The 18403-nt window shown below is 67.2% G+C and carries 21 protein-coding genes; 13 read left to right on the top strand and 8 right to left on the bottom strand.

Going from position 1 to position 18403, the window contains the following annotated elements; translation table 11 throughout:
* Positions 1 to 3: 3 nt before the first annotated feature.
* From K8P63_RS19630 to K8P63_RS19620, 3 genes are read right to left on the bottom strand one after another with little or no spacing between them, the layout of a single operon-like run.
* Entirely contained in the window at positions 4 to 453 is a 450-nt protein-coding gene (locus tag K8P63_RS19630) for a nucleoside deaminase (RefSeq protein ID WP_223797662.1), read from the bottom strand.
* Positions 454 to 480: 27 nt separating this feature from the next.
* The gene (locus tag K8P63_RS19625; protein ID WP_223797661.1) at positions 481 to 669 is read right to left on the bottom strand and encodes a YqaE/Pmp3 family membrane protein; all 189 of its coding nucleotides are present in this window, start codon (positions 667 to 669) and stop codon (positions 481 to 483) included.
* Between the two features lies 1 nt (position 670).
* Positions 671 to 928: a hypothetical protein gene (locus K8P63_RS19620; RefSeq protein ID WP_223797660.1), complete on the bottom strand. Its 258-nt coding sequence runs from the start codon at positions 926 to 928 to the stop codon at positions 671 to 673.
* A gap of 142 nt (positions 929 to 1070) precedes the next feature.
* On the opposite strand from K8P63_RS19620, the gene rpmB reads away from it, so the two are divergent.
* The gene (rpmB, locus tag K8P63_RS19615) at positions 1071 to 1358 is read left to right on the top strand and encodes a 50S ribosomal protein L28 (RefSeq protein ID WP_223797659.1); all 288 of its coding nucleotides are present in this window, start codon (positions 1071 to 1073) and stop codon (positions 1356 to 1358) included.
* A 116-nt stretch (positions 1359 to 1474) separates the two neighbouring features.
* A complete protein-coding gene (locus K8P63_RS19610) occupies positions 1475 to 1855 on the top strand; it encodes a glycine zipper 2TM domain-containing protein (protein ID WP_223797658.1) in 381 nt (126 codons plus the stop codon).
* A 24-nt stretch (positions 1856 to 1879) separates the two neighbouring features.
* On the opposite strand, the gene cobT is transcribed toward K8P63_RS19610, so the two are convergent.
* On the bottom strand, positions 1880 to 3706 hold the full coding sequence (gene cobT / locus K8P63_RS19605) for a cobaltochelatase subunit CobT (protein WP_223797657.1): 1827 nt from the start codon (positions 3704 to 3706) through the stop codon (positions 1880 to 1882).
* Positions 3707 to 4064: 358 nt separating this feature from the next.
* Here cobT and K8P63_RS19600 point away from each other — a divergent pair, with 358 nt between their 5' ends.
* Positions 4065 to 4694: a PEPxxWA-CTERM sorting domain-containing protein gene (locus K8P63_RS19600; RefSeq protein ID WP_223797656.1), complete on the top strand. Its 630-nt coding sequence runs from the start codon at positions 4065 to 4067 to the stop codon at positions 4692 to 4694.
* Between the two features lie 63 nt (positions 4695 to 4757).
* On the opposite strand, the gene cobS is transcribed toward K8P63_RS19600, so the two are convergent.
* On the bottom strand, positions 4758 to 5762 hold the full coding sequence (gene cobS, locus K8P63_RS19595) for a cobaltochelatase subunit CobS (RefSeq protein WP_223797655.1): 1005 nt from the start codon (positions 5760 to 5762) through the stop codon (positions 4758 to 4760).
* 182 nt (positions 5763 to 5944) lie between these two features.
* On the opposite strand from cobS, the gene K8P63_RS19590 reads away from it, so the two are divergent.
* Together K8P63_RS19590 and K8P63_RS19585 are read left to right on the top strand one after the other, a co-directional pair.
* Entirely contained in the window at positions 5945 to 6313 is a 369-nt protein-coding gene (locus K8P63_RS19590; RefSeq protein ID WP_223797654.1) for a DUF1428 domain-containing protein, read from the top strand.
* Between the two features lie 44 nt (positions 6314 to 6357).
* Entirely contained in the window at positions 6358 to 6819 is a 462-nt protein-coding gene (locus tag K8P63_RS19585; RefSeq protein ID WP_223797653.1) for an SRPBCC family protein, read from the top strand.
* Between the two features lie 80 nt (positions 6820 to 6899).
* On the opposite strand, the gene K8P63_RS19580 is transcribed toward K8P63_RS19585, so the two are convergent.
* Positions 6900 to 7427, bottom strand: a complete 528-nt coding sequence (locus K8P63_RS19580) for an FxDxF family PEP-CTERM protein (protein WP_223797652.1) — start codon at positions 7425 to 7427, stop codon at positions 6900 to 6902.
* Positions 7428 to 7629: 202 nt separating this feature from the next.
* The gene (locus K8P63_RS19575; protein WP_223797651.1) at positions 7630 to 8226 is read right to left on the bottom strand and encodes a J domain-containing protein; all 597 of its coding nucleotides are present in this window, start codon (positions 8224 to 8226) and stop codon (positions 7630 to 7632) included.
* A gap of 38 nt (positions 8227 to 8264) precedes the next feature.
* Here K8P63_RS19575 and K8P63_RS19570 point away from each other — a divergent pair, with 38 nt between their 5' ends.
* The 8 genes from K8P63_RS19570 to K8P63_RS19535 all read left to right on the top strand — a co-directional run bounded on the left by K8P63_RS19570 (position 8265) and on the right by K8P63_RS19535 (position 16570).
* Entirely contained in the window at positions 8265 to 8549 is a 285-nt protein-coding gene (locus tag K8P63_RS19570) for a BolA family protein (RefSeq protein WP_223797650.1), read from the top strand.
* A 2-nt stretch (positions 8550 to 8551) separates the two neighbouring features.
* Entirely contained in the window at positions 8552 to 9262 is a 711-nt protein-coding gene (locus K8P63_RS19565) for a glutathione S-transferase (protein WP_223797649.1), read from the top strand.
* Positions 9263 to 9329: 67 nt separating this feature from the next.
* A complete protein-coding gene (lpdA, locus tag K8P63_RS19560; RefSeq protein ID WP_223797648.1) occupies positions 9330 to 10727 on the top strand; it encodes a dihydrolipoyl dehydrogenase in 1398 nt (465 codons plus the stop codon).
* 72 nt (positions 10728 to 10799) lie between these two features.
* Positions 10800 to 12314, top strand: coding sequence for a hypothetical protein (locus K8P63_RS19555; protein ID WP_223797647.1), 1515 nt, complete (start codon positions 10800 to 10802; stop codon positions 12312 to 12314).
* A gap of 37 nt (positions 12315 to 12351) precedes the next feature.
* The gene (locus K8P63_RS19550) at positions 12352 to 12705 is read left to right on the top strand and encodes a DUF3140 domain-containing protein (RefSeq protein WP_223797646.1); all 354 of its coding nucleotides are present in this window, start codon (positions 12352 to 12354) and stop codon (positions 12703 to 12705) included.
* 61 nt (positions 12706 to 12766) lie between these two features.
* Positions 12767 to 14068, top strand: coding sequence for a Xaa-Pro dipeptidase (locus K8P63_RS19545; RefSeq protein ID WP_223797645.1), 1302 nt, complete (start codon positions 12767 to 12769; stop codon positions 14066 to 14068).
* A complete protein-coding gene (locus K8P63_RS19540; RefSeq protein WP_223797644.1) occupies positions 14065 to 15033 on the top strand; it encodes a cation diffusion facilitator family transporter in 969 nt (322 codons plus the stop codon). Before K8P63_RS19545 ends, K8P63_RS19540 begins: the two co-directional genes overlap by 4 nt.
* Positions 14996 to 16570, top strand: a complete 1575-nt coding sequence (locus K8P63_RS19535) for a hypothetical protein (RefSeq protein WP_223797643.1) — start codon at positions 14996 to 14998, stop codon at positions 16568 to 16570. The genes K8P63_RS19540 and K8P63_RS19535 overlap by 38 nt, the downstream gene beginning before the upstream one ends.
* On the opposite strand, the gene K8P63_RS19530 is transcribed toward K8P63_RS19535, so the two are convergent.
* On the bottom strand, positions 16567 to 18096 hold the full coding sequence (locus K8P63_RS19530; protein WP_223797642.1) for an ArnT family glycosyltransferase: 1530 nt from the start codon (positions 18094 to 18096) through the stop codon (positions 16567 to 16569). The genes K8P63_RS19535 and K8P63_RS19530 overlap by 4 nt on opposite strands.
* Positions 18097 to 18403: the final 307 nt, after the last annotated feature.

Genomic DNA, 18403 nt, shown 5'->3' with positions numbered 1-18403 from the left:
CCGTCAGCGCCGACTGGCGAAGAAGGCGCGCAGCTGACCCGCCGCCTCTTCGCCGCCGATGCCGGGATAGACGTCGGGCCGGTGATGGCAGGTTGGCTGGGTGAATAGCCGTGGCCCGTGTGCCACGGCGCCACCCTTCGGATCGTCGGCGGCGTAATAGAGGCGCGCTATCCGTGCGAGCGCGATGGCGCCGGCGCACATCGCGCACGGCTCCAGCGTCACCCACAGATCGCAATCGTCGAGCCGGCTGGTGCCCAGCGCGCTTGCGGCACGCCGAATCGCGACGATCTCGGCATGGGCGGTAGGATCGCTGTCGCTGACCATCGCATTGGCCGAGGTGGCGATCACCACGCTGCCGCGGGTCACCGCCGCCCCGACCGGCACCTCGCCGGCTTCGGCTGCGGATGCGGCGAGGTCGAGGGCAAGGCGCATCGGGTGGGGCAGCGGGAACATCGCGCCGCCCCTTACGTCAGGCGTGGCTCAGGCGCGAGCGATGGGTGCCGGGCGCAGGATCGCGACCAAGGCGAAGATGACCCCCGGCACCCACCCCAACAGGGTCAGTACCACGCCGATCCAGAATTCGGTCCCTAGGCCACGAACCAGGAAGATGCCCAGCGGCGGGAGCAGGATGGCGGCGACGATCGCGCCGATGCCGGCTTCGCGTGGCATCTTATTGCGGCTTGTTGACGGTGACGGTGGGGACGGCGACGTCCTTCTTCACCGTCTCGACCTTCGGCACGTCGACCTTGGTGGTCTTGGTGCCGACATCGACCGATCCGACGTCGGCGTTGACCGTCGGCAGCTTGCCGCCCGAGACCGCGACGCTGGGAAGCTGGCCGGAATTACCGTGCAGATTGACGAAGCCGGTAGCGACGGCGACGATCGCGATCACCACCACGATCGCGAGAATAGTCACAATGGCGCGCATCGGAGGTTCCTTCTTTCGTGTCGCCGTCGTAACGTCGGTCGCGCATTGGGGTTGCATCCGCGGCCCATCCACCTTGACGCGAATCGGTCGTGCCGCTAAGGGCGCGTCCTTTCCGGACACCAATATTGGGACTTTGAAGCGCATGGCGCGTATTTGCGAGCTGACCGGCAAGGGCCGGCAGGTGGGCCACAATGTGAGCCACGCCAACAACAAGACCAAGCGCACGTTCCTGCCCAACCTGCAGAACGTCACGCTGATTTCGGACAAGCTCGGCAAGAGCGTGAAGCTGCGCGTCTCGACGCACGGCCTGCGTTCGGTCGAGCATGTCGGCGGTCTCGACAACTGGCTGCTCAAGACGCGCGCCGAGTCGCTCTCGCTGAAGGCTCGCCGCCTGAAGCGCGAGATCGAGAAGGCCTCGATCGCCGCCTGATCCCGCAACCGTTGCCGCCGATGAACGGCGGCTAACGGGTGCATTCAGCCTCGTCTCAGTGACGATCCGGTAGATCCATTCCCGACAGCGCGTGACGCGCCGGTCGGGAGTTGGTCATGCCGGGTCGTTCTTTCGCGTTGGTGGGTGCCGCCCTGATCGGCCTGGGTGCATTGGCGCCAAGCGCGGCGCTGGCCCAATATTGGGGCGGCCCGCCGCCACCCCCGCCTCCCGTCGCTTATTATTATGACCGTGGTTATGGCTGGGATGCTCCGCCACCGCCGCCACCGCCTCCCCCGCGCGTGGTCTACGCCCGGCCTTATTATGGCGGCTATCACCGCTATCGCTGCGACCGTGGCACTGGCGGCGCCATCGTTGGCGCGATCGCGGGCGGCCTGCTCGGCAATGTCGTGGCAGGGCGTGGCGATCGTGGCATCGGCACGCTGTTCGGCGCGGGTGCCGGCGCCCTCGCCGGCCGTGCGGTCGATCGCCACTGCTGATCGTCCCCGAACGGTGGCGAAGCCTTATGCCGCCTCGAACAGCGAGGCGAGTTGTTCGACCATCGTACCGCCGAGCTGCTCGGCATCCATGATCGTCACCGCGCGCGCATAATAACGCGTTACGTCGTGGCCGATGCCGATCGCGATCAGCTCCACCGGCGAGCGGTCCTGGATCCAGCCGATCACCTGGCGCAGATGTTTCTCGAGATATGAGCCGCTGTTGACCGACAGCGTCGAATCATCGACCGGCGCGCCGTCGGAGATCACCATCAGGATACGCCGCTCCTCCGGCCGCGCAATCAGGCGCGAATGCGCCCACAGCAGCGCCTCGCCATCGATATTCTCCTTCAGCAGCCCTTCGCGCATCATCAGGCCGAGCTGCTTGCGCGCGCGCCGATAGGGCTCGTCGGCGCGCTTGTAGACGATGTGGCGCAGGTCGTTGAGCCGGCCGGGCGCAGGCGGCCGCCCGGCCTGCAGCCACGCGTCGCGCGACTGGCCGCCCTTCCATGCCCGCGTGGTGAAGCCGAGGATCTCGACCTTGACCCCGCACCGTTCCAGCGTGCGCGCGAGAATGTCGGCCGAGATTGCGGCAATCGAGATTGGCCGCCCGCGCATCGATCCCGAATTGTCGATCAGCAACGTCACCGTCGCGTCGCGAAAATCCATGTCGCGCTCGATTTTGTACGAGAGCGAGTGGCCGGGGGCGACGATCACGCGCGCGAGTCGCGCTGCGTCGAGCAGCCCTTCTTCCTGGTCGAAATCCCAGCTGCGATTCTGCTGCGCCATCAGCCGCCGCTGGAGGCGGTTGGCGAGCTTGGTCACCGCGCCCTGCAGATGAACGAGCTGCTGGTCGAGATAGGCGCGCAGCCGCGTCAGCTCATCCTCGTCGCACAGTTCGTCGGCACCGACGATCTCGTCGAAGCGGGTGGTATAGGCCTTGTAATCGAGAAAGCCGGGCGTGTCGGACGGCGGACGATTGGGCCGCGCCGGCTGGACGCCGTCCTCGCCCTCGCCGCCCTCCTCGCCGTCGCCCTCAAACTCGCCGGCTTCCTGCTCGCGCGAATCGGTCTGTTGCTCGGCGCTGTCCGATGCCTCGGCGCGTGCATCCATCTGTGCATCGCTCTGGCCGCCGGTCTCGTCGTCGCCCTCATCGGACTGCTGTTCGGCCTGATCCTGCTCGCCCTCATCCTCGCCTGCTTCCTCGGGCTCGGTCGGCTCGGGCTGGGCCTCGACCAGCTCGAGATCCTCGAGCAGGCGCGTAGCGAGCCGCGCGAAGGCGCCCTGATCGTCGAGCGCGAGGCCGAGTGCGTCGAGATCGGCGGCGGCCTTCTCCTCGATCCAGTCGCGTACCAGCGCGAGGCCAGTTTCGGCGATCGCCGGCGATGTCTCGCCGGTCAACCGCTCGCGCACGATCAGGCCGAGCGCGGAGGCGAGCGGCACCTCGGTGCGCGTGCGCGCCCGCGTCAGCGGATCGGTGCGCAGCCGCATCTCCAGCGCCGTCGCGAGATTGCGCTGCACGCCCGGCATGGCGCGCGCGCCCAATGCCTCGACCCGTGCCTGCTCGACGGCATCGAACACGGCGCGCGCGGATGGATCGGCCGGCGCGGCGCGGTTGTGGAGGGTGGCGTCGTGATGGCGCTGGCGGAGCGCGAACCCGTCGGCGACACCGCGCGCTTCGGCGATCTGCGCTGCCGGCAAAGCGCGGCTCGGCATCGGCACGCGGATCTGCTTGAGCGAGGCCGACGGCGTCTCGGTGGTGAAGGAAAGCTCGAGCTCAGGCTCGTGCGCCATCGCCCGTGCGGTGCCGGCGAGGACGGCCCGGAACGCTTCGAGAGGGCTTTGCTCGGCCACGGCGCCTGTTTGGCGCGCCCGCGATCATTGTCAATCAAGCCCCGGCAAACGTCCGGATCGGACCCGTTACCTTACGCCAAAGCAACAAAATCTTGCTCAATGGTTAATATCATGAGATTCTCAAGATGCGACTCAGGGGGCTGATTCGCGCCAACGATATAATGGTGGGGATGCTGAAATGTCGAAAAACCTATCCAAGGTTATGCTTGCGGCGGCACTTGGTCTGATCATGACCAGCACGGCGAACGCAGCGTCAGGATTTGTCGCGCTCGAGGGATCGGACTCGACAGCATACCACCAAGATCCGCAATACACGCCACAGCTCTTTTCTTACCTTCAGGGAAGTTCGTCGCTTCCCGTGCTGATCCTTGGCGGCGTGACGCTGGAACATACCGGCGCGGTCTCGACGGTCTATGCGTCGTCGCTCGCGGGCAAGACGCTGTCCAGCTACAGCGCGATCTATATCGAATCGCCCAGCGGCTGTTGCGTGGCCGACAATACGGCGCTGAACGGATATGGCGCGGCGGTGAACAGCTTCATCGCGGCGGGCGGCAACCTGTCGATCGAGAATTATATCGGCGGTGGCTATGACGGCGTCGTGGTGGGCGGTGCCGCGGCTCCGGCGGGCTCGATCCTGGGCTTCGGTACGGCGGGCGGGGGTGCCGGTTGCACCGATGGTGAGGTCGTGACCGCCTTCGGTATCTCCAAAGGCTTCACCCAGCCGCCCGTCGACGATTGCTGGGAGCATCAGGGCTACGAGATGAGCTATTGGGGCAAGCTCGGCTATCAGAGCCTGATCGCCTCGGATCCCGCGGGCTACGTGTTCGCCGACGGGACGGGCATCGGTTCGGCCTTCCTCGCGCTCGGTGGTTCGCTCGGAACGCCGACCTCGGTACCCGAGCCGGCGTCGTGGGCGCTGATGGTCGGCGGGTTCGGCCTGATCGGCGGCGGGTTGCGCCGTCGTGCGACGCGGATCGTCCACGTCTAGGGTCCGACCAGAATAAAATCGTGAGGGGGCCGCCGATCGTCCGGTCGGCGGCCTCTCCGGTACTTACGCCTTGCCGACGATGCTTTCGGGCAGATCCTTGCCGAATACGCGCTGATAATATTCGGCCACCAAGGCGCGCTCAGCCTCGTCGCACTTGTTGAGGAACGACAGGCGGAAGGCGAAGCCGACGTCGCCGAGGATCAGCGTGTTCTGCGCCCACGAGATCACGGTGCGCGGGCTCATCACGGTCGAGATGTCGCCGGCCATGAAGCCTTGGCGGGTCAGTTCCGCCACCTTGACCATCTGGTCGACGGTCTTCTTGCCGTCGGGCTTGTCATATTCGCCCGATTTGGCGAGCACGATCTGCGCCTCGATCGCCGCCGGCAGATAGTTCAGCGTCACGACGATGTTCCAGCGGTCCATCTGGCCCTGGTTGATCTGCTGCGTGCCGTGGTAGAGCCCGGTCGTGTCGCCGAGGCCGACCGTGTTGGCGGTGGCGAACAGGCGGAACCACGGATTGGGCCGGATCACGCGATTCTGGTCGAGCAGGGTGAGCTTGCCCTCGGTCTCCAGCACGCGCTGGATCACGAACATCACGTCGGGGCGGCCGGCATCATATTCGTCGAAGACGAGCGCCGACGGCGTCTGCAGCGCCCATGGCAATAGCCCCTCGCGGAATTCGGTGACCTGCTGACCCTCGCGCAGCACGATTGCGTCGCGGCCGATCAGGTCGATCCGGCTGATATGCGCGTCGAGGTTGATGCGGATCAGCGGCCAGTTGAGCCGCGCCGCCACCTGCTCGATGTGCGACGATTTGCCGGTGCCGTGATAGCCCTGGATCATCACGCGGCGATTGTGCGCGAAGCCGGCGCAGATGGCGAGCGTGGTGTCCGGATCGAACACGTAGCTGGGATCGAGATCGGGCACGCGCTCGTCCACTTCGGAGAAAGCGGGCACCGTCATGTTCGAATCGATGCCGAACAGGTCGCGCACCTTCTTCAACTGATCGGGCGCGTCGAGCACCGTGGCGGAGCGGCTGTCGGGCTGGATGTTGGGCAGGTCGGTCATGATGCGTCTCGTGAACTTCGACGGGAATGCGTGAAGGCGGTAGAGGCTCCCCGCTCCTCCGGCAACGCCGATCCTTCGCGCTGTGCCACGCCGATGCCGCCCTTCGCGCGCCTCGGGTCGCCAAACGCCGCCATGTGCGGCAGGCTGCCGTCGACGAGTCGGTAGAACCGATGGAGGAGAGAATGACCTATATCGACGGGTTCGTGGCTCCGGTTCTCGCGGGCCGGCGGGACGCATATCGACAGCTGGCCGAGGAGGCGTCGGCCGTGTTCGTCGAATGCGGCGCGCTTCACGTGGTGGAGGCGATCGGCAACGACGTGCCGCACGGCCAGGTGACCGACCTGTGGCGCGCGGTGGCGGCGGAGGAGGGCGAGGACGTCGCGTTTTCGTGGATCGTCTGGCCGTCCAAGGCCGCGCGCGATGCAGGATGGGAGAAAGCGATGGCCGATCCGCGCATGAAGCCGCCGGGCGAGATGCCGTTCGACGGCAAGCGCCTCATCTTCGGCGGCTTCGACGTGATCGTCGACATCGCCGCGCCGGTGGCGGGCTGAGCCGTGCGGACCATGCCGGAGCGCATCTGTGGAGGAGAAATAGCATGAGTGCGGCCATCGATCTGGTCGTTACCCGCACGATCGACGCGCCGGTCGACGCGGTGTGGCGGGCCTTCACCGATCATCTGAGCGAATGGTGGTGCCCCAGGCCGTGGACGACCGAGGTGGTCGCGCTCGATCTGCGCCCCGGGGGGCGATCGGCGATGGTGATGCGCGGGCCCGCCGGCGAGGAGCATGCGATGGAAGGCGTGTTCCTCGAGGTGGTGCCCGCGCGCCGGATCGTCTTCACCGACGCCTACAGGTCGGGATGGGAACCGCAGGGGCCATTCATGACTGCCATCATGGAATTCACGCCCGAGGGCGACCGCACGCTCTATCGCGGCACCGCACGCCACTGGACCGCCGAGGCGAAGGCACAGCACGAGGCGATGGGGTTCGAGGCTGGCTGGGGCACCGTCGCGATGCAGCTGGAAGAGGTTGCCCGTAGGATTACCGCGGGCGGGTGATACGCCTCGTCATGTCTCCAAACGTAAGAGGCGCCTCGATCCGAACCGAGGCGCCCCTGTCGCTGGCTGACCCGACACGGTCAGGCGAAACCGACCTTTACCGTCCTGCGCCGCATCGCGGCGCCCGCAAGGCCCATGCCACCGATGAACATCGCCCACGTCGCCGCCTCCGGCACCGCTGCGGCGGTGAACGTGACGTTACCGCCGTAGGACACCGAACCGGCTGCCCCGACCGTGCCGCCAATGGCCAACGTCTGCGGATTGGCGATCGTCGGCACCATGGAGCTGGCGACATAAACATTCGTCGAACTGTCGAACGACACCGTCAATGCGGTGCCGTTCAGCCAGACCGAATTGATGACCGAGGTGGGATCGAAGCTCACGCTGAGGACGCCGCCGAGAATGGAGCCGGCGGACGGCACCGAGAATTCGTAATAATCCGTGAACGAGCCGCTGCTCGCCACCGTGTTGCTGAAGCTTCCGGTGAGCGAGGTGGCTGAACCCGTCATCACGATCGTCACCACCGCCGAAGCTGGCGCAGTTATCGCTACGCTCGAAACCAAGCCGGAACAGAAGACCGCAGACTTGATGATAGAGGAAAGCTGCATGATCGCCCCCTTGCGATGCTTGCCAGACCCAATAATAGTCTCTCAAGATTCCATCGCAGGGTCAATGAAATCTTAAGATATTGAAATAGCTGTCTGGTTATTCTCGACGTGAGCTTGCAGGCAGTTTTGGTCCGGTTCGCCGGCGGCGACTCGGCTTAGGCCGCCGTCGTCCCGGCTTCGCCTTGACCGACGTGCGGCAAGCTCAGGCGAAGGCGGGTGCCGACTTGAGGCGGTTATAGGCCTCGATCACGTCCTGCAGTGCCTTCTCGTGGCTGCGGTCGCCACCGTTGCGATCGGGATGATAGCGGCGAACCAGTTCGGCATAGCGGGTGCGCAGCGCGCGGCGATCGGCGTCGGCGTCGAGCGCCAGCACCTTCAGCGCGCGGCGGTCGGCGTCGGACAGCAGCTTCCCGTCCTGCCGCATCGCCGGCCGGGCGGCACTGAAGCGCGCCTGGATCGCGTCGAGCGGGTCGACGAAATCGGTCCAGCGCGGGCCGCCGCTCCCCTGCGCGGCGGCGGCGAAGGCGCGCGTCTCGCGCTCCCACCCGGCATAGGGGCGCTGCTGCGCCGAAATCTCCTCGGCGGTCATGCCGTTGAAGAAATTGTAGCCGGCGTTGAACGCGCGCACGTGATCGAGGCACAGCCAGCGCCACGCCCCCGGCCCGTCGAAGCCGGCGCGCGATCCCTCGATCGGCGGCGCGCGGAACTCGCCCGCTTCGGTACAGCCCGGATGGTCGCACGACCGCTGTCCGGGGATGCGCCCATGAAATCGCGCCTGCCGTTCGTTCTTCTCGGCCAACTGATCGCGTCCTCCTGAAACCGCGCTATATGGCGGCGATGAACGAGATTCCTACCGGCCCGGTCGCCCACGAAATCGATGCGCGGCTGCGCGCCGCCCTTCATCCCGAACGGCTCGCCGTGATCGACGACAGCGCCAAGCATCGCGGCCATTCCGGCCACGATCCGCGCGGCGAAAGCCACTTCACCGTCGAGATCGTGGCAGAGGCGTTTGCAGGCGCGAGCCGCGTCCAGCGCCACCGCCTCGTCAACCAGGCGTTGGGCGAACTGCTGGCGGAGCGCGTTCACGCGCTGGCGATCAAGGCCGCCGCGCCGGGAGAGTGACGATGATCGACCTGTATTATTGGCCCGGTATTCCCGGCCGCGGCGAGTTCGTGCGCCTCGCGCTGGAGGCCAAGAACGTGTCCTATCGCGACGTGGCGATGGAGGCCGGTGACGACGGCATGGACCGGCTCGTCGCCGACATGGAGCGCCCGCGCGATACCGCCCCGTTCGCGCCACCCTATGTCGTCGCCGACGGCATGACGATCGCGCAGGTGGCCAACATCCTGCTGTGGCTGGGCGAGACGCAGGGACTGGCACCGGCGGACATGGCGGGCCGCCTGTGGGTCAACCAGTGCCAGCTCACCATCGCCGACATGGTGGCCGAGGCGCACGACGCGCATCACCCGATCTCGCCCGGCGCTTATTACGAGGAGCAGAAGGACGAGGCGAAGAGGCGCGCGGCGGATTTCCGCACGGCGCGAATGCCCAAATTCCTCGACTGGTTCGAGCAGGCGCTGGAGCGGCGCGGGCCGTGGCTCGCCGGCGCCGACTGGAGCTATGCCGACACCTCGCTGTTCCAGCTGATCGAGGGGCTGCGCTTCGCATTCCCGAAGCGGATGGCCACGCTGGAATCCGGCCTGCCCAGGCTGATCGCGCTGCACGATGCCGTCGCGGCGTTGCCCGGCATCGCCGCCTATCTGGCGAGCGACCGGCGTCAGCCGTTCGGCGAGGGCATCTTCCGCCATTATCTCGAGCTGGACGGGGCAGACTAGCAGGCGGCTTGCGCCCGCCCGGCGGGCGGGCCATCTAGCGGCCGGATTTTCAGCAGCAGAGATACAGATGGCCGACAGCTACGACCTCGTCATCATCGGTTCCGGTCCGGGCGGCTATGTCGCCGCGATTCGCGCGAGCCAGCTCGGACTCAAGACCGCGATCATCGAACGCGAGCGGCTCGGCGGCATCTGCCTCAACTGGGGTTGCATCCCGACCAAGGCGCTGCTGCGCACCAGCGAAGTCTATCATTACATGACCCACGCCGCCTCCTACGGGCTGACGGTGGAGAAGGCCGGGTTCGATCTGTCCAAGATCGTCGACCGCAGCCGCAAGGTGGCGGGCCAGCTCAATGCCGGCGTCAAGGGCCTGATGAAGAAGAACAAGGTGACGGTGGTCGAGGGCGTCGCCACCGTGCCGGTCAAGGGCAAGGTCGTCGTCAAGAATGGCGACGTCACCACCGAGCTCGTCGCCAAGAACATCATCCTCGCGACCGGCGCGCGTGCGCGCGACCTGCCCTTCGCCAAGGCCGACGGCGACCGCATCTGGACCTATCGTCACGCGATGACGCCGGCGGAGATGCCGAAGGATCTGCTGGTGATCGGCTCGGGCGCGATCGGCTGCGAGTTTGCGAGCTTCTATTCGGACATGGGCGCCAAGGTGACGATCGTCGAGATGCTCGACCGCATCCTGCCGGTCGAGGATGCCGAGGTCTCGGCCTTCGTCCAGAAGCAGTTCGAGAAGCAGGGCATGACGATTTTGGCCAAGCACGGCGTCGAGAAAATCGACGTGAAGCCCGGCCGTTCGGTCACCGCGACGATCAAGCTGCCCGACGGCAAGACCGAGGCGCGCGAATATAGCCACGTCATCGTCGCGGTCGGCATCGTGCCGAACACCGAGAATCTCGGGCTGGAGGCGCTCGGCATCGCCACCGATCGCGGCCATGTGAAGATCGATGCGATGTGCCGCACCAATGTCGAGGGCATCTGGGCGATCGGCGACATCACCGGCGCGCCGTGGCTGGCACACAAGGCGAGCCATGAGGGCATCATCGCGGTCGAGGCGATCGCCGGCGGCCATCCGCACGCGATGGACGTGCGCAACATCCCCGGCTGCACCTATTCGCGCCCGCAGGTGGCGTCGGTCGGCCTGACCGAGGCGAAGGCCAAGGAGGCCGGCTACGAGGTCAAGGTCGGCAAATTCCCGTTCATCGGCAACGGCAAGGCGATCGCGATGGGCGAGGCCGAGGGTTTCGTGAAGACGGTGTTCGACGCCAAGACCGGCGAGCTGCTCGGCGCGCACATGGCCGGCCCCGAAGTCACCGAGCTGATCGAGGGCTATACCGTCGCCAAGCAGCTCGAGACCACCGAGGGCGATCTGATGGAGACGATCTTCCCGCACCCGACCCTGTCCGAGGCGATGCACGAAAGCGTGCTCGCCGCCTATGGCCGGGTGATCCATATCTGAGTTGCGAAGTGTCATCCCGGACTTGTTCCGGGATCCACATCACGGCGTGACCCTGCGCGAGAGGATTGCGCGGTGAGCCGGGCAGAGGGGTGGACCCGGGACCAAATCCGGGGTGACGGGGATGGCCGAGCCGAGCGCCACGCACAACGCTCGCGTTCGCCGCTGCCGTGGCTGGCCGCCGCGGCCTTTCTCTGCATCGCCAGCCTCGCCGCGCGCTGGCCCGGCGTCGCGATGTACGACAGCGTGTCGCAATACGGCCAGGGCATCGACGGCGACTATACCGATTGGCACCCGCCGATCATGGCGCGGCTGTGGTCGCTGCTGCGACTGGGGTGGCCGGGCACGCAGCCGATGCTGCTGCTCCAGATGCTCGCATGGTGGGGCGGCCTCGGCCTGATCGCCGCGGCGCTCGGCCGTCGCCAGCGGCACGGCGCGGCGGCGCTGGTGCTGCTGGTCGGCGTCGCGCCGCTCGGTCTCGGCTGGGCGACCGCGATCCTCAAGGATGCGCAGATGGCGGCCGCTTTGCTCCTGGCGACGGGGCTGGTGGCGTGGTGGCGGCTCGACGACCGCGCCGTGCCGCGCTGGGCGGCGGCGCTGGCCGGCGTGCTGATCGCCTATGCGACGCTGGTGCGTGGCAATGCCTTGTTCGCAACGGTGCCGTTCTCCTTCGCTTTGGCGCATGTCGCGGGTGCGCGGCCGCTGTGGCAGCGCGCCGTGCTGGCGCTGGTCGCGATGGTGGCGGTGATCGGCCTCAGCCCGCTCATCAACCATCGGCTGTTCGGCGCCGAGCCGACACAGGTCGAGCGCGCCTTGCCGCTCTACGACATGGCTGGAACCGCGCACGAGGCCGGGCTCGCGACGTTGCCTGGCCTGAGCGCGGCGCAGTGGCGCGAGGCCGAGCGGCGCGGCTGTTATTCGCCCTATTTCTGGAACCCCTTTGGCGAACCCGCGCAGTGCGACTTCGTCGGGCAGGCGGTGGCGTTCGGCGACGATCAGCGCCCGCATCTGATGCGCGACTGGGCGGCGATTTTGCTCGCGCACCCGTTCGCTTATGCCGCGCACCGCGCCGGCCACCTCAATTCCAACCTGCGCTTCTGGGTCGGGCCGGGCGAAGGCGATGCCGCCCCGCCGCTGGTGTCGGAGCGCAACGATCTCGGGCTCGGCGCGCCGCCCGGCCCCGCCGCCGCGGCGCTGGTCGATGGCGGCAAATTGATGGCGCTGAGCCCGCTCGGTTGGCCGTTTCTGTGGCTGGCGGTGGCGCTCGGCCTGCTCTGGGCCGGCATGCGGACGACGAGCGCGCAGGGGCGGCTCGCGTTCGCGCTGGCGCTGACCGCGGCGTGCATGAGCGCGAGCTTCGCGGTGGTCAGCATCGCCAGCGACCTGCGCTATCACCTGTGGTCGATGGTCGCCGCCGCGCTGGCGCTGATCCTGATGGTCGACGCGCGCGCGCTCGACATCAGGCGTGCCCGGATCGCAGGCGCGGTGGTCGTGGCGCTGGGCGTGATCGCGGCGCTGGGGCATCTCGGGCTCGCTGCGCGGATCTACGTGCCCGTGCCGCCGCACATCCCGCCCGCGGCGCATCCCTGACGGACCTTGCTCGTTCCGTCCGGCGGAAGGAGCCGCCATGGCCGAGAGCGACGAACATAAAAAGGTCCGCGCCGATTTCGAGGAGGCGGTCAACATGACCCCCGCCGAGATCGAGCATTGGCTCGACAGCGACGACAGCAAGCGCGTCGGCTGGAAGGGCGCCGACGGCGCGGGATCGGGCGAGAGCGTCGGCCATAGATCGGGCAAGCGCATCGTCGCGATCAGGCGGACCAAGGTCGCCGACCTCGACGCCGACGATTATGCCCACATGCGCAAGGTGATCGGCTACGTCCATCGCCACGCGGCGCAGGGGCCGGAGAAGGACGCCGAAACCTCGGACTGGCGCTATTCGCTGATGAACTGGGGGCACGATCCCTGCAAAAAGGGCTGAGCGCCGTTGCACTCGCCCGCGCGACCGTTCACGCAGGGACGAGCGACGAAAAGGGGATCGGATGAAGCGGATGATGGCGCTGGCGGCGGCGTGCCTGCTGGCGGGAACGGCGCCAGTGGCGGCCGCGACGGTGGTGACGGCGGCCCACATGCTCGATCCGGTGAAGGGCGTGCTGCTCGACGCGCCGGTGGTGGTGATCGGCGACGACGGGCGCGTGGTCGCGCTGGCGACCGGCGCGGCGGCCCGGCCGGCGATCCCGCAGGGTGCGAAGCGGCTCGATCTGGGCGACGTCACGATCCTGCCCGGCCTGATCGACATGCACGTCCATCTCGACGGCGACGCGACGATCGGCGGCTATCAGGGCCTCGCTTATACCGACACCTTCTGGACCGTCGTCGGCGTCGCCAATGCGCGGAAGATGCTGGAGGCAGGCTTCACCTCCGTGCGCAATCTCGGCTCGTCCAACTATAACGACGTCGCGCTGAAGGAGGGGATCGAGCATGGCTATGTCCCCGGCCCGCGCATCGTGCCCGCCACCTTCCTGATCGGCGCGCTCGGCGGCCATTGCGACGGCACCGAGGGGCTGCCGCCCTCGATGAGCGATCTGCTGCCCCAGCCCAATACCGGCTCGGGCCCCGATGCGATGCGCCAGCTCGTGCGCAAGCTGCACAAGAATGGCGCGCAGGTCATCAAGGTGTGCGCCACCGGCGGCGTCCTGTCGAAGACCGACGCGCCCGGCGCGCAGCAGCTGAGCTTCGAGGAGATGAAGGCGATCGCCGACGAGGCGCATATGCTCGGCCTCAAGGTCGCGGCGCATGCCCACGGCACCGAGGGCATCAACGATGCGCTGCGCGCCGGCATCGACACGATCGAGCATGCCAGCCTCGCCGACGCGACCTCGTTCAAGCTGGCGAAGGAGCGCGGCGCCTGGTTCGACATGGATATCTATGACGACGATTATATTCTCGCCGAAGGCGCCAAGAACGGCACCTGGGCCGAGAGCCTCGACAAGGAGCGCCAGATCGGCCGCAAGCAGCGCGAGACGTTCCGCGCCGCGCATGCCGCCGGCGTGAAGATGATCTTCGGCACCGACAATGGCGGCGTCTTCCCCGCCGGGCAGAATGCGCTGCAGTTCGCGACGATGGTGCAATGGGGCATGACCCCGGCCGAGGCGATCCGCGCCGCGACCAGCGACGCCGCGATCGCGCTGGATCGCGCGGCCGATGTCGGCCAGCTCACGCCGGGCCATTATGGCGACCTGATCGCGGTGGCCGGCGATCCGCTGAAGGACGTGCGCCTGCTCGAGCATCCCGCCTGGGTGATCAAGGGCGGTGTCGTCGCGAAGGGCCCCGGCGCACCGTGAGCGCCAAGGCCCATGGCGAAGGCGCCGACGGCGGCAAGCTCGTCCTCTACGCCGCGCTCGCCGCCAATCTCGGCATCGCCGTCGCCAAGTTCGTCGCGGCGGCGCTGACCGGATCGTCGGCGATGCTTACCGAGGGCTTCCACTCGGTGGTCGATTCGACCAACCAGTTGCTGCTGCTCTACGGGCAGAAGAAATCGCTGAAGCCCGCCGACGCGCTCCATCCGCTGGGCTATGGGCGCGAGCTGTATTTCTGGAGCTTCGTCGTCGCGATCCTGATCTTCGCGACCGGCGCCGGCCTGTCGATCTACGAGGGCGTACTCCACATCCTTCATCCCGAGCCGATGGAACGGCCGCTGATCAATTATATCGTGCTGGGCGTGTCGCTGGCGCTGGAGGGCGGTTCGTGGCTGCTGGCGCTGCGCGAGTTCGGCCAGACCAAGGGCGAGCAGGGCTGGTGGCAGGCGGTGCGCCGCTCGAAGGATCCGGCGACCTTCATCGTATTGTTCGAGGATTCGGCCGCGATCTTCGGGCTGGTGGTGGCGGCGATCGGGGTGACGCTCAGCCAGGTCACCGGTGCATCCTATTGGGACGGCACCGCCTCGGTCGTGATCGGCGTGGCGCTGGCGATCGTCGCCTTCATGCTCGCGCGCGAATCGAAGGGGCTGTTAATCGGCGAGCGCGCCGACCCGCGCCTGATCGAGGGCGTGCGCAGCCTGCTCGCCGCCAAGCCCGAGGTGACCGCAGTGGGCGAGGTGGTGACGATCCACATCGCGCCCGAGATCATCTTCGTCGCGGCCAGCGTCGATTTCGAGGATGCGGTCGCGGTCGGCCGGATCGAACGGATGATCGCCGAGATCGAGATCGAGCTGCGCAACGGCTGGCCGTCGATCGCGTCGATCTACATCAAGCCAAAGGCGGGGGACGCTGATGACGGCGCACGACGATTGTCGGCCGGGACGGACTGAACCGCCTTTGGGCCTGCTCGATCGGCGGCCCTCCATCGCCGTCGGCATCGTGGCGATGCTTTATCTTGCGGCAGCGATCGCGTCGATCAAGCCGCACAACCTGCTTCATCTGGAGCAGGTTCACTGGGCGCATTGGTCGGATCAGAGCCTGTATCTGACCTCGGCGAAGGCGTTTGCGCGGTTCGATCTCTCGCCCGATCGCCACTGGTATCCGCTTTTCTATCCGCTCGTCGCGGCGCCGTTCACGATCCTGAGCGGACAGGTGCCATTCCTGTTCGTGGATATCGCCTGCTATCTCGTTGCATTCGCTTCCTTCTGCCGGGTCGCGCTCCTCTTCGGCGTGGCGCGCGCGATCGCGATGCCGATCTTTCTCGCGACCACTATCCTCTATCCGATCATCGGCAAGCGATGGGCCGAACCATGGACGACCACCCCCTCGGCAGCGCTGATCTGGCTCGCGCTCGCATGCGCATTGCCGCTGCTGAAAAGTCCGACACCCGCGCGCGCCTTGACCGTTCGGTCCGCGATCACGCTCGGCGCGACGCTGGCCCTGATCCCCGCCAATCGGCCGGCGGATATCGTCATCAGCCTGCTTATCATGGGCTGCTGCGCCGGTACGTTGGTGTTCGATCGGACGCGCGATCGCTTTGCGCTGGTCGCGATCGCGAGCGGGGTAAGCGTGGCCACGCTCTACGGGCTCCTCTATCTGGCGATCTACGGCCTGCGACCGACCGACTATATGCAATTGTCGGCCGCCTTCGGATTGAATCTGCGTTGGCTGGGCTGGAAGAGCTACATCCTGCTGGTCGAGCCCAAGCCCTGGTTTCCGCAGGGGCGCGGCTTGCTCGTCGTCTGCCCATGGCTGCCGCTCGGCGCGGCAGGATTGCTCGCGGCCAGTCTGCGCTACAGCCGCGCGCGGGCGTGCGCCGCCTGCCTTCTCGCCGTGGCGGCCGTCTATGCCAGCGTCATGCTGGGCTATGTCGATCTGCTGCCGAGCGGCCTGTGGTATTACCAGAACGTCCATTATTTCAAATGGCTGCTGCCGCTGTTCGGGCTCTTTGCGTGGCTGTTCCTGCGTGACGTCCGATCCGCTCCATGGCTCAGCGGGGCCATGCTCGCTGGGGTGCTGATGCTGACCTGCATCAGGCTCTACCCTGTGCCGGTGGCATCCGACGCCCCCGCCCGCGCGGTCGTGTTCGACCGCCCTGCGGCTGGCGACGAGACGATCTACATGGCGCGCTCGACGATCAGTGATCGTGGCGGGCTGCAACGCAATTTCTTCGACTATCACCAGGTCGCCGCCGGGCCGCGCGTCATCGCCATCGCCGCGCGCCGTGACTTTGCTGGCGGCGAGGCGTGGCGCGGCAATGCCGCTGCCGACGTGCCCTGGCCTCCGTCACCGCACGGTGTCGTGACGTTCGATCAGCCGCTACCGGGCCGATGGCCGCGCGGCGCGGTCGCACGCTACGCGGTCGGCTGGACGATCGGCTGGTCCTGCTGGCTTCCGCCTTATGCGTGCGGAGGCGGCGCGCTCTAGGATTGCGGGCGCCGCACCCAGATCCGATCCACGTCCATCGACGGATCGGGACGGCGATACGACCAGGCCAGCCGGTAATTGCGCGCGAGATCGGCGCGGACGAGGTGCTGGACCACGGGATTGATCTCGTCATCGGTGGTGATGCGATCGACCACCACCGGCGGTTTGGAGGCCATGATCCGGCGCGCCTCGGCGACCGGGTCGACGCCCAGCGCCGGCGCCTCGCGCGCGAGGCTCAGGTGGAACGGAAAGGCCCAGCGCGACGGCAGGCAGCTGTGCGTCAGCTGGTAGAGGATCGGCTCGCCGTAAAAGACGTAGAGGCAGCGGCCGTGCAGGTTCGGCGCGATCTGCGCCGTCATCATGGCAGCATAATCGGCGCCGCCATGGCGCCGCTCGTCCTTCGCGGCATTCAGCGGATAGGGGATGAACAGGCCAAGCAGGCTGATCGTCCCCATCACCGCGCCCGCGCGGCGATAACGGATCGCGAAGGTCGGCGCGGCGACGATCGCCAGCGGCACCAGCAGCGGCAGCGCATAATGGTTGAAGAAGGTCCCGAACGCCGCAAAGCCGATGATCGCCGCGACGAGCCAGCCGATCAGGAATGCGTGCGCGGCCGTGCCGTCGAACCGCCGCCGCCAGAAGGCGCCATGATCGCGCAGCAGCCATTCACCGAGGATGATCGGCAGCGTGAACGGCAGCATCCGCACCACGATGTGACGCAAATCCTTCGATTCATGATCGGGGGAAACGGCGCCGCGCGCGGCGATCGAACTGAAATTGGCGTACAGGAATGCCTGCATTTCGCCGATGCCGGCATAATAAGCGAGCGCGGCGACGGTCGGCAGCAGCGCCACGCCGGCCCACAAGGCGGCGTCGAGCAGCAGTTCCACCCGTCGCGGCGCACAGCGCCACGACAGCCACATCAGGGTGAGGCCGAAATAGACGCCCTCGAACACCGCCGAATATTTGATCTGCATGGCGATGCCCACCAGCAGCATCGCGGCGACGCCGTGAAGCCGAATGCGCGCGAGGCTCGCCGGACGGGCGGCGAGGTTCAGGATCAGCCATGCCGCCACGACCATCGGCAGATTGTAGAAGACTGGCGTCTGACCGCCGGCGCCCCCGTTCATCGCCAGCGCGGGAATATAAGCGAGCGCTGCCACCAGAGCCGCGCCGGGGGGGGCGATCCGCCGGGCCATGACGGCGATCATCACCGCCGTCGCCGCAGCGAAGCCCGAGGCGACGAGCTGATACTGGATGATGCCGTCGCCGCCGAGCAGGCGGATCGCGGCGTAGAGCAGGAACAAGCCGACGGGCTTGCGATCCCAGATGTCGATATAGGGCACCGCGCCATGCAGCATGCGGTCGCCGGTCAGCAGGTAGAATTGCTCGTCGACGTCGATGAACGGATTTCCGTAATAGCGCGCGCGGATGAGGAACGTCGCGACAACGAGCAGGATGAGCGCAAGCGTCCAGCCGCGTCCGGAAAGGTCCAGCCAGCTATTGCGATCGACTGTCCGCGGCACGGGGACGCGAGACGTCCATCCGTCGGAGCGCATCGACCACGGGGGAAGGCGGCGCTCGGCTGCGGACTTCAAACTGATGCTGCTCATCCTCTGGTCTCCGGCGATCAAGCCGGCGCGCTATCCTGCGCTTGTGTAACCGCGATATTTCGCTTTTGCAGCAGCCCGGTGGCGGCGTGTGCTCTCCTTGACTCGTTCTTGTCCCACGCGTAGGAGCGCGCGTCCGCTCGGCCGGTTCCGGTTGCGCGCGGACGATTTGAACATTGCCGCGGCTTGGGCAGGTGCCCGGCGGGTCATCATGACCGCCGGG

Source organism: Sphingomonas nostoxanthinifaciens (assembly GCF_019930585.1).
GTDB classification, from domain to species: Bacteria; Pseudomonadota; Alphaproteobacteria; order Sphingomonadales; family Sphingomonadaceae; genus Sphingomonas_I; species Sphingomonas_I nostoxanthinifaciens.
The sequence above is the reverse complement of the archived record's forward strand: the minus strand, read 5'-3'. Positions and strand labels throughout refer to the sequence as shown.

Coding starts and splice junctions, on each gene's coding strand:
- K8P63_RS19590 (WP_223797654.1), top strand. CDS start 5,945: ATGACCTATATCGACGGGTTCGTGGCTCCGGTTCTCGCGGGCCGGCGG.
- K8P63_RS19585 (WP_223797653.1), top strand. CDS start 6,358: ATGAGTGCGGCCATCGATCTGGTCGTTACCCGCACGATCGACGCGCCG.
- K8P63_RS19565 (WP_223797649.1), top strand. CDS start 8,552: ATGATCGACCTGTATTATTGGCCCGGTATTCCCGGCCGCGGCGAGTTC.
- K8P63_RS19550 (WP_223797646.1), top strand. CDS start 12,352: ATGGCCGAGAGCGACGAACATAAAAAGGTCCGCGCCGATTTCGAGGAG.
- K8P63_RS19610 (WP_223797658.1), top strand. CDS start 1,475: ATGCCGGGTCGTTCTTTCGCGTTGGTGGGTGCCGCCCTGATCGGCCTG.
- K8P63_RS19570 (WP_223797650.1), top strand. CDS start 8,265: ATGAACGAGATTCCTACCGGCCCGGTCGCCCACGAAATCGATGCGCGG.
- cobS (WP_223797655.1), bottom strand. CDS start 5,762: ATGACCGACCTGCCCAACATCCAGCCCGACAGCCGCTCCGCCACGGTG.
- lpdA (WP_223797648.1), top strand. CDS start 9,330: ATGGCCGACAGCTACGACCTCGTCATCATCGGTTCCGGTCCGGGCGGC.
- K8P63_RS19545 (WP_223797645.1), top strand. CDS start 12,767: ATGAAGCGGATGATGGCGCTGGCGGCGGCGTGCCTGCTGGCGGGAACG.
- rpmB (WP_223797659.1), top strand. CDS start 1,071: ATGGCGCGTATTTGCGAGCTGACCGGCAAGGGCCGGCAGGTGGGCCAC.
- K8P63_RS19535 (WP_223797643.1), top strand. CDS start 14,996: ATGACGGCGCACGACGATTGTCGGCCGGGACGGACTGAACCGCCTTTG.
- K8P63_RS19580 (WP_223797652.1), bottom strand. CDS start 7,427: ATGCAGCTTTCCTCTATCATCAAGTCTGCGGTCTTCTGTTCCGGCTTG.
- K8P63_RS19625 (WP_223797661.1), bottom strand. CDS start 669: ATGCCACGCGAAGCCGGCATCGGCGCGATCGTCGCCGCCATCCTGCTC.
- K8P63_RS19630 (WP_223797662.1), bottom strand. CDS start 453: ATGTTCCCGCTGCCCCACCCGATGCGCCTTGCCCTCGACCTCGCCGCA.
- K8P63_RS19620 (WP_223797660.1), bottom strand. CDS start 928: ATGCGCGCCATTGTGACTATTCTCGCGATCGTGGTGGTGATCGCGATC.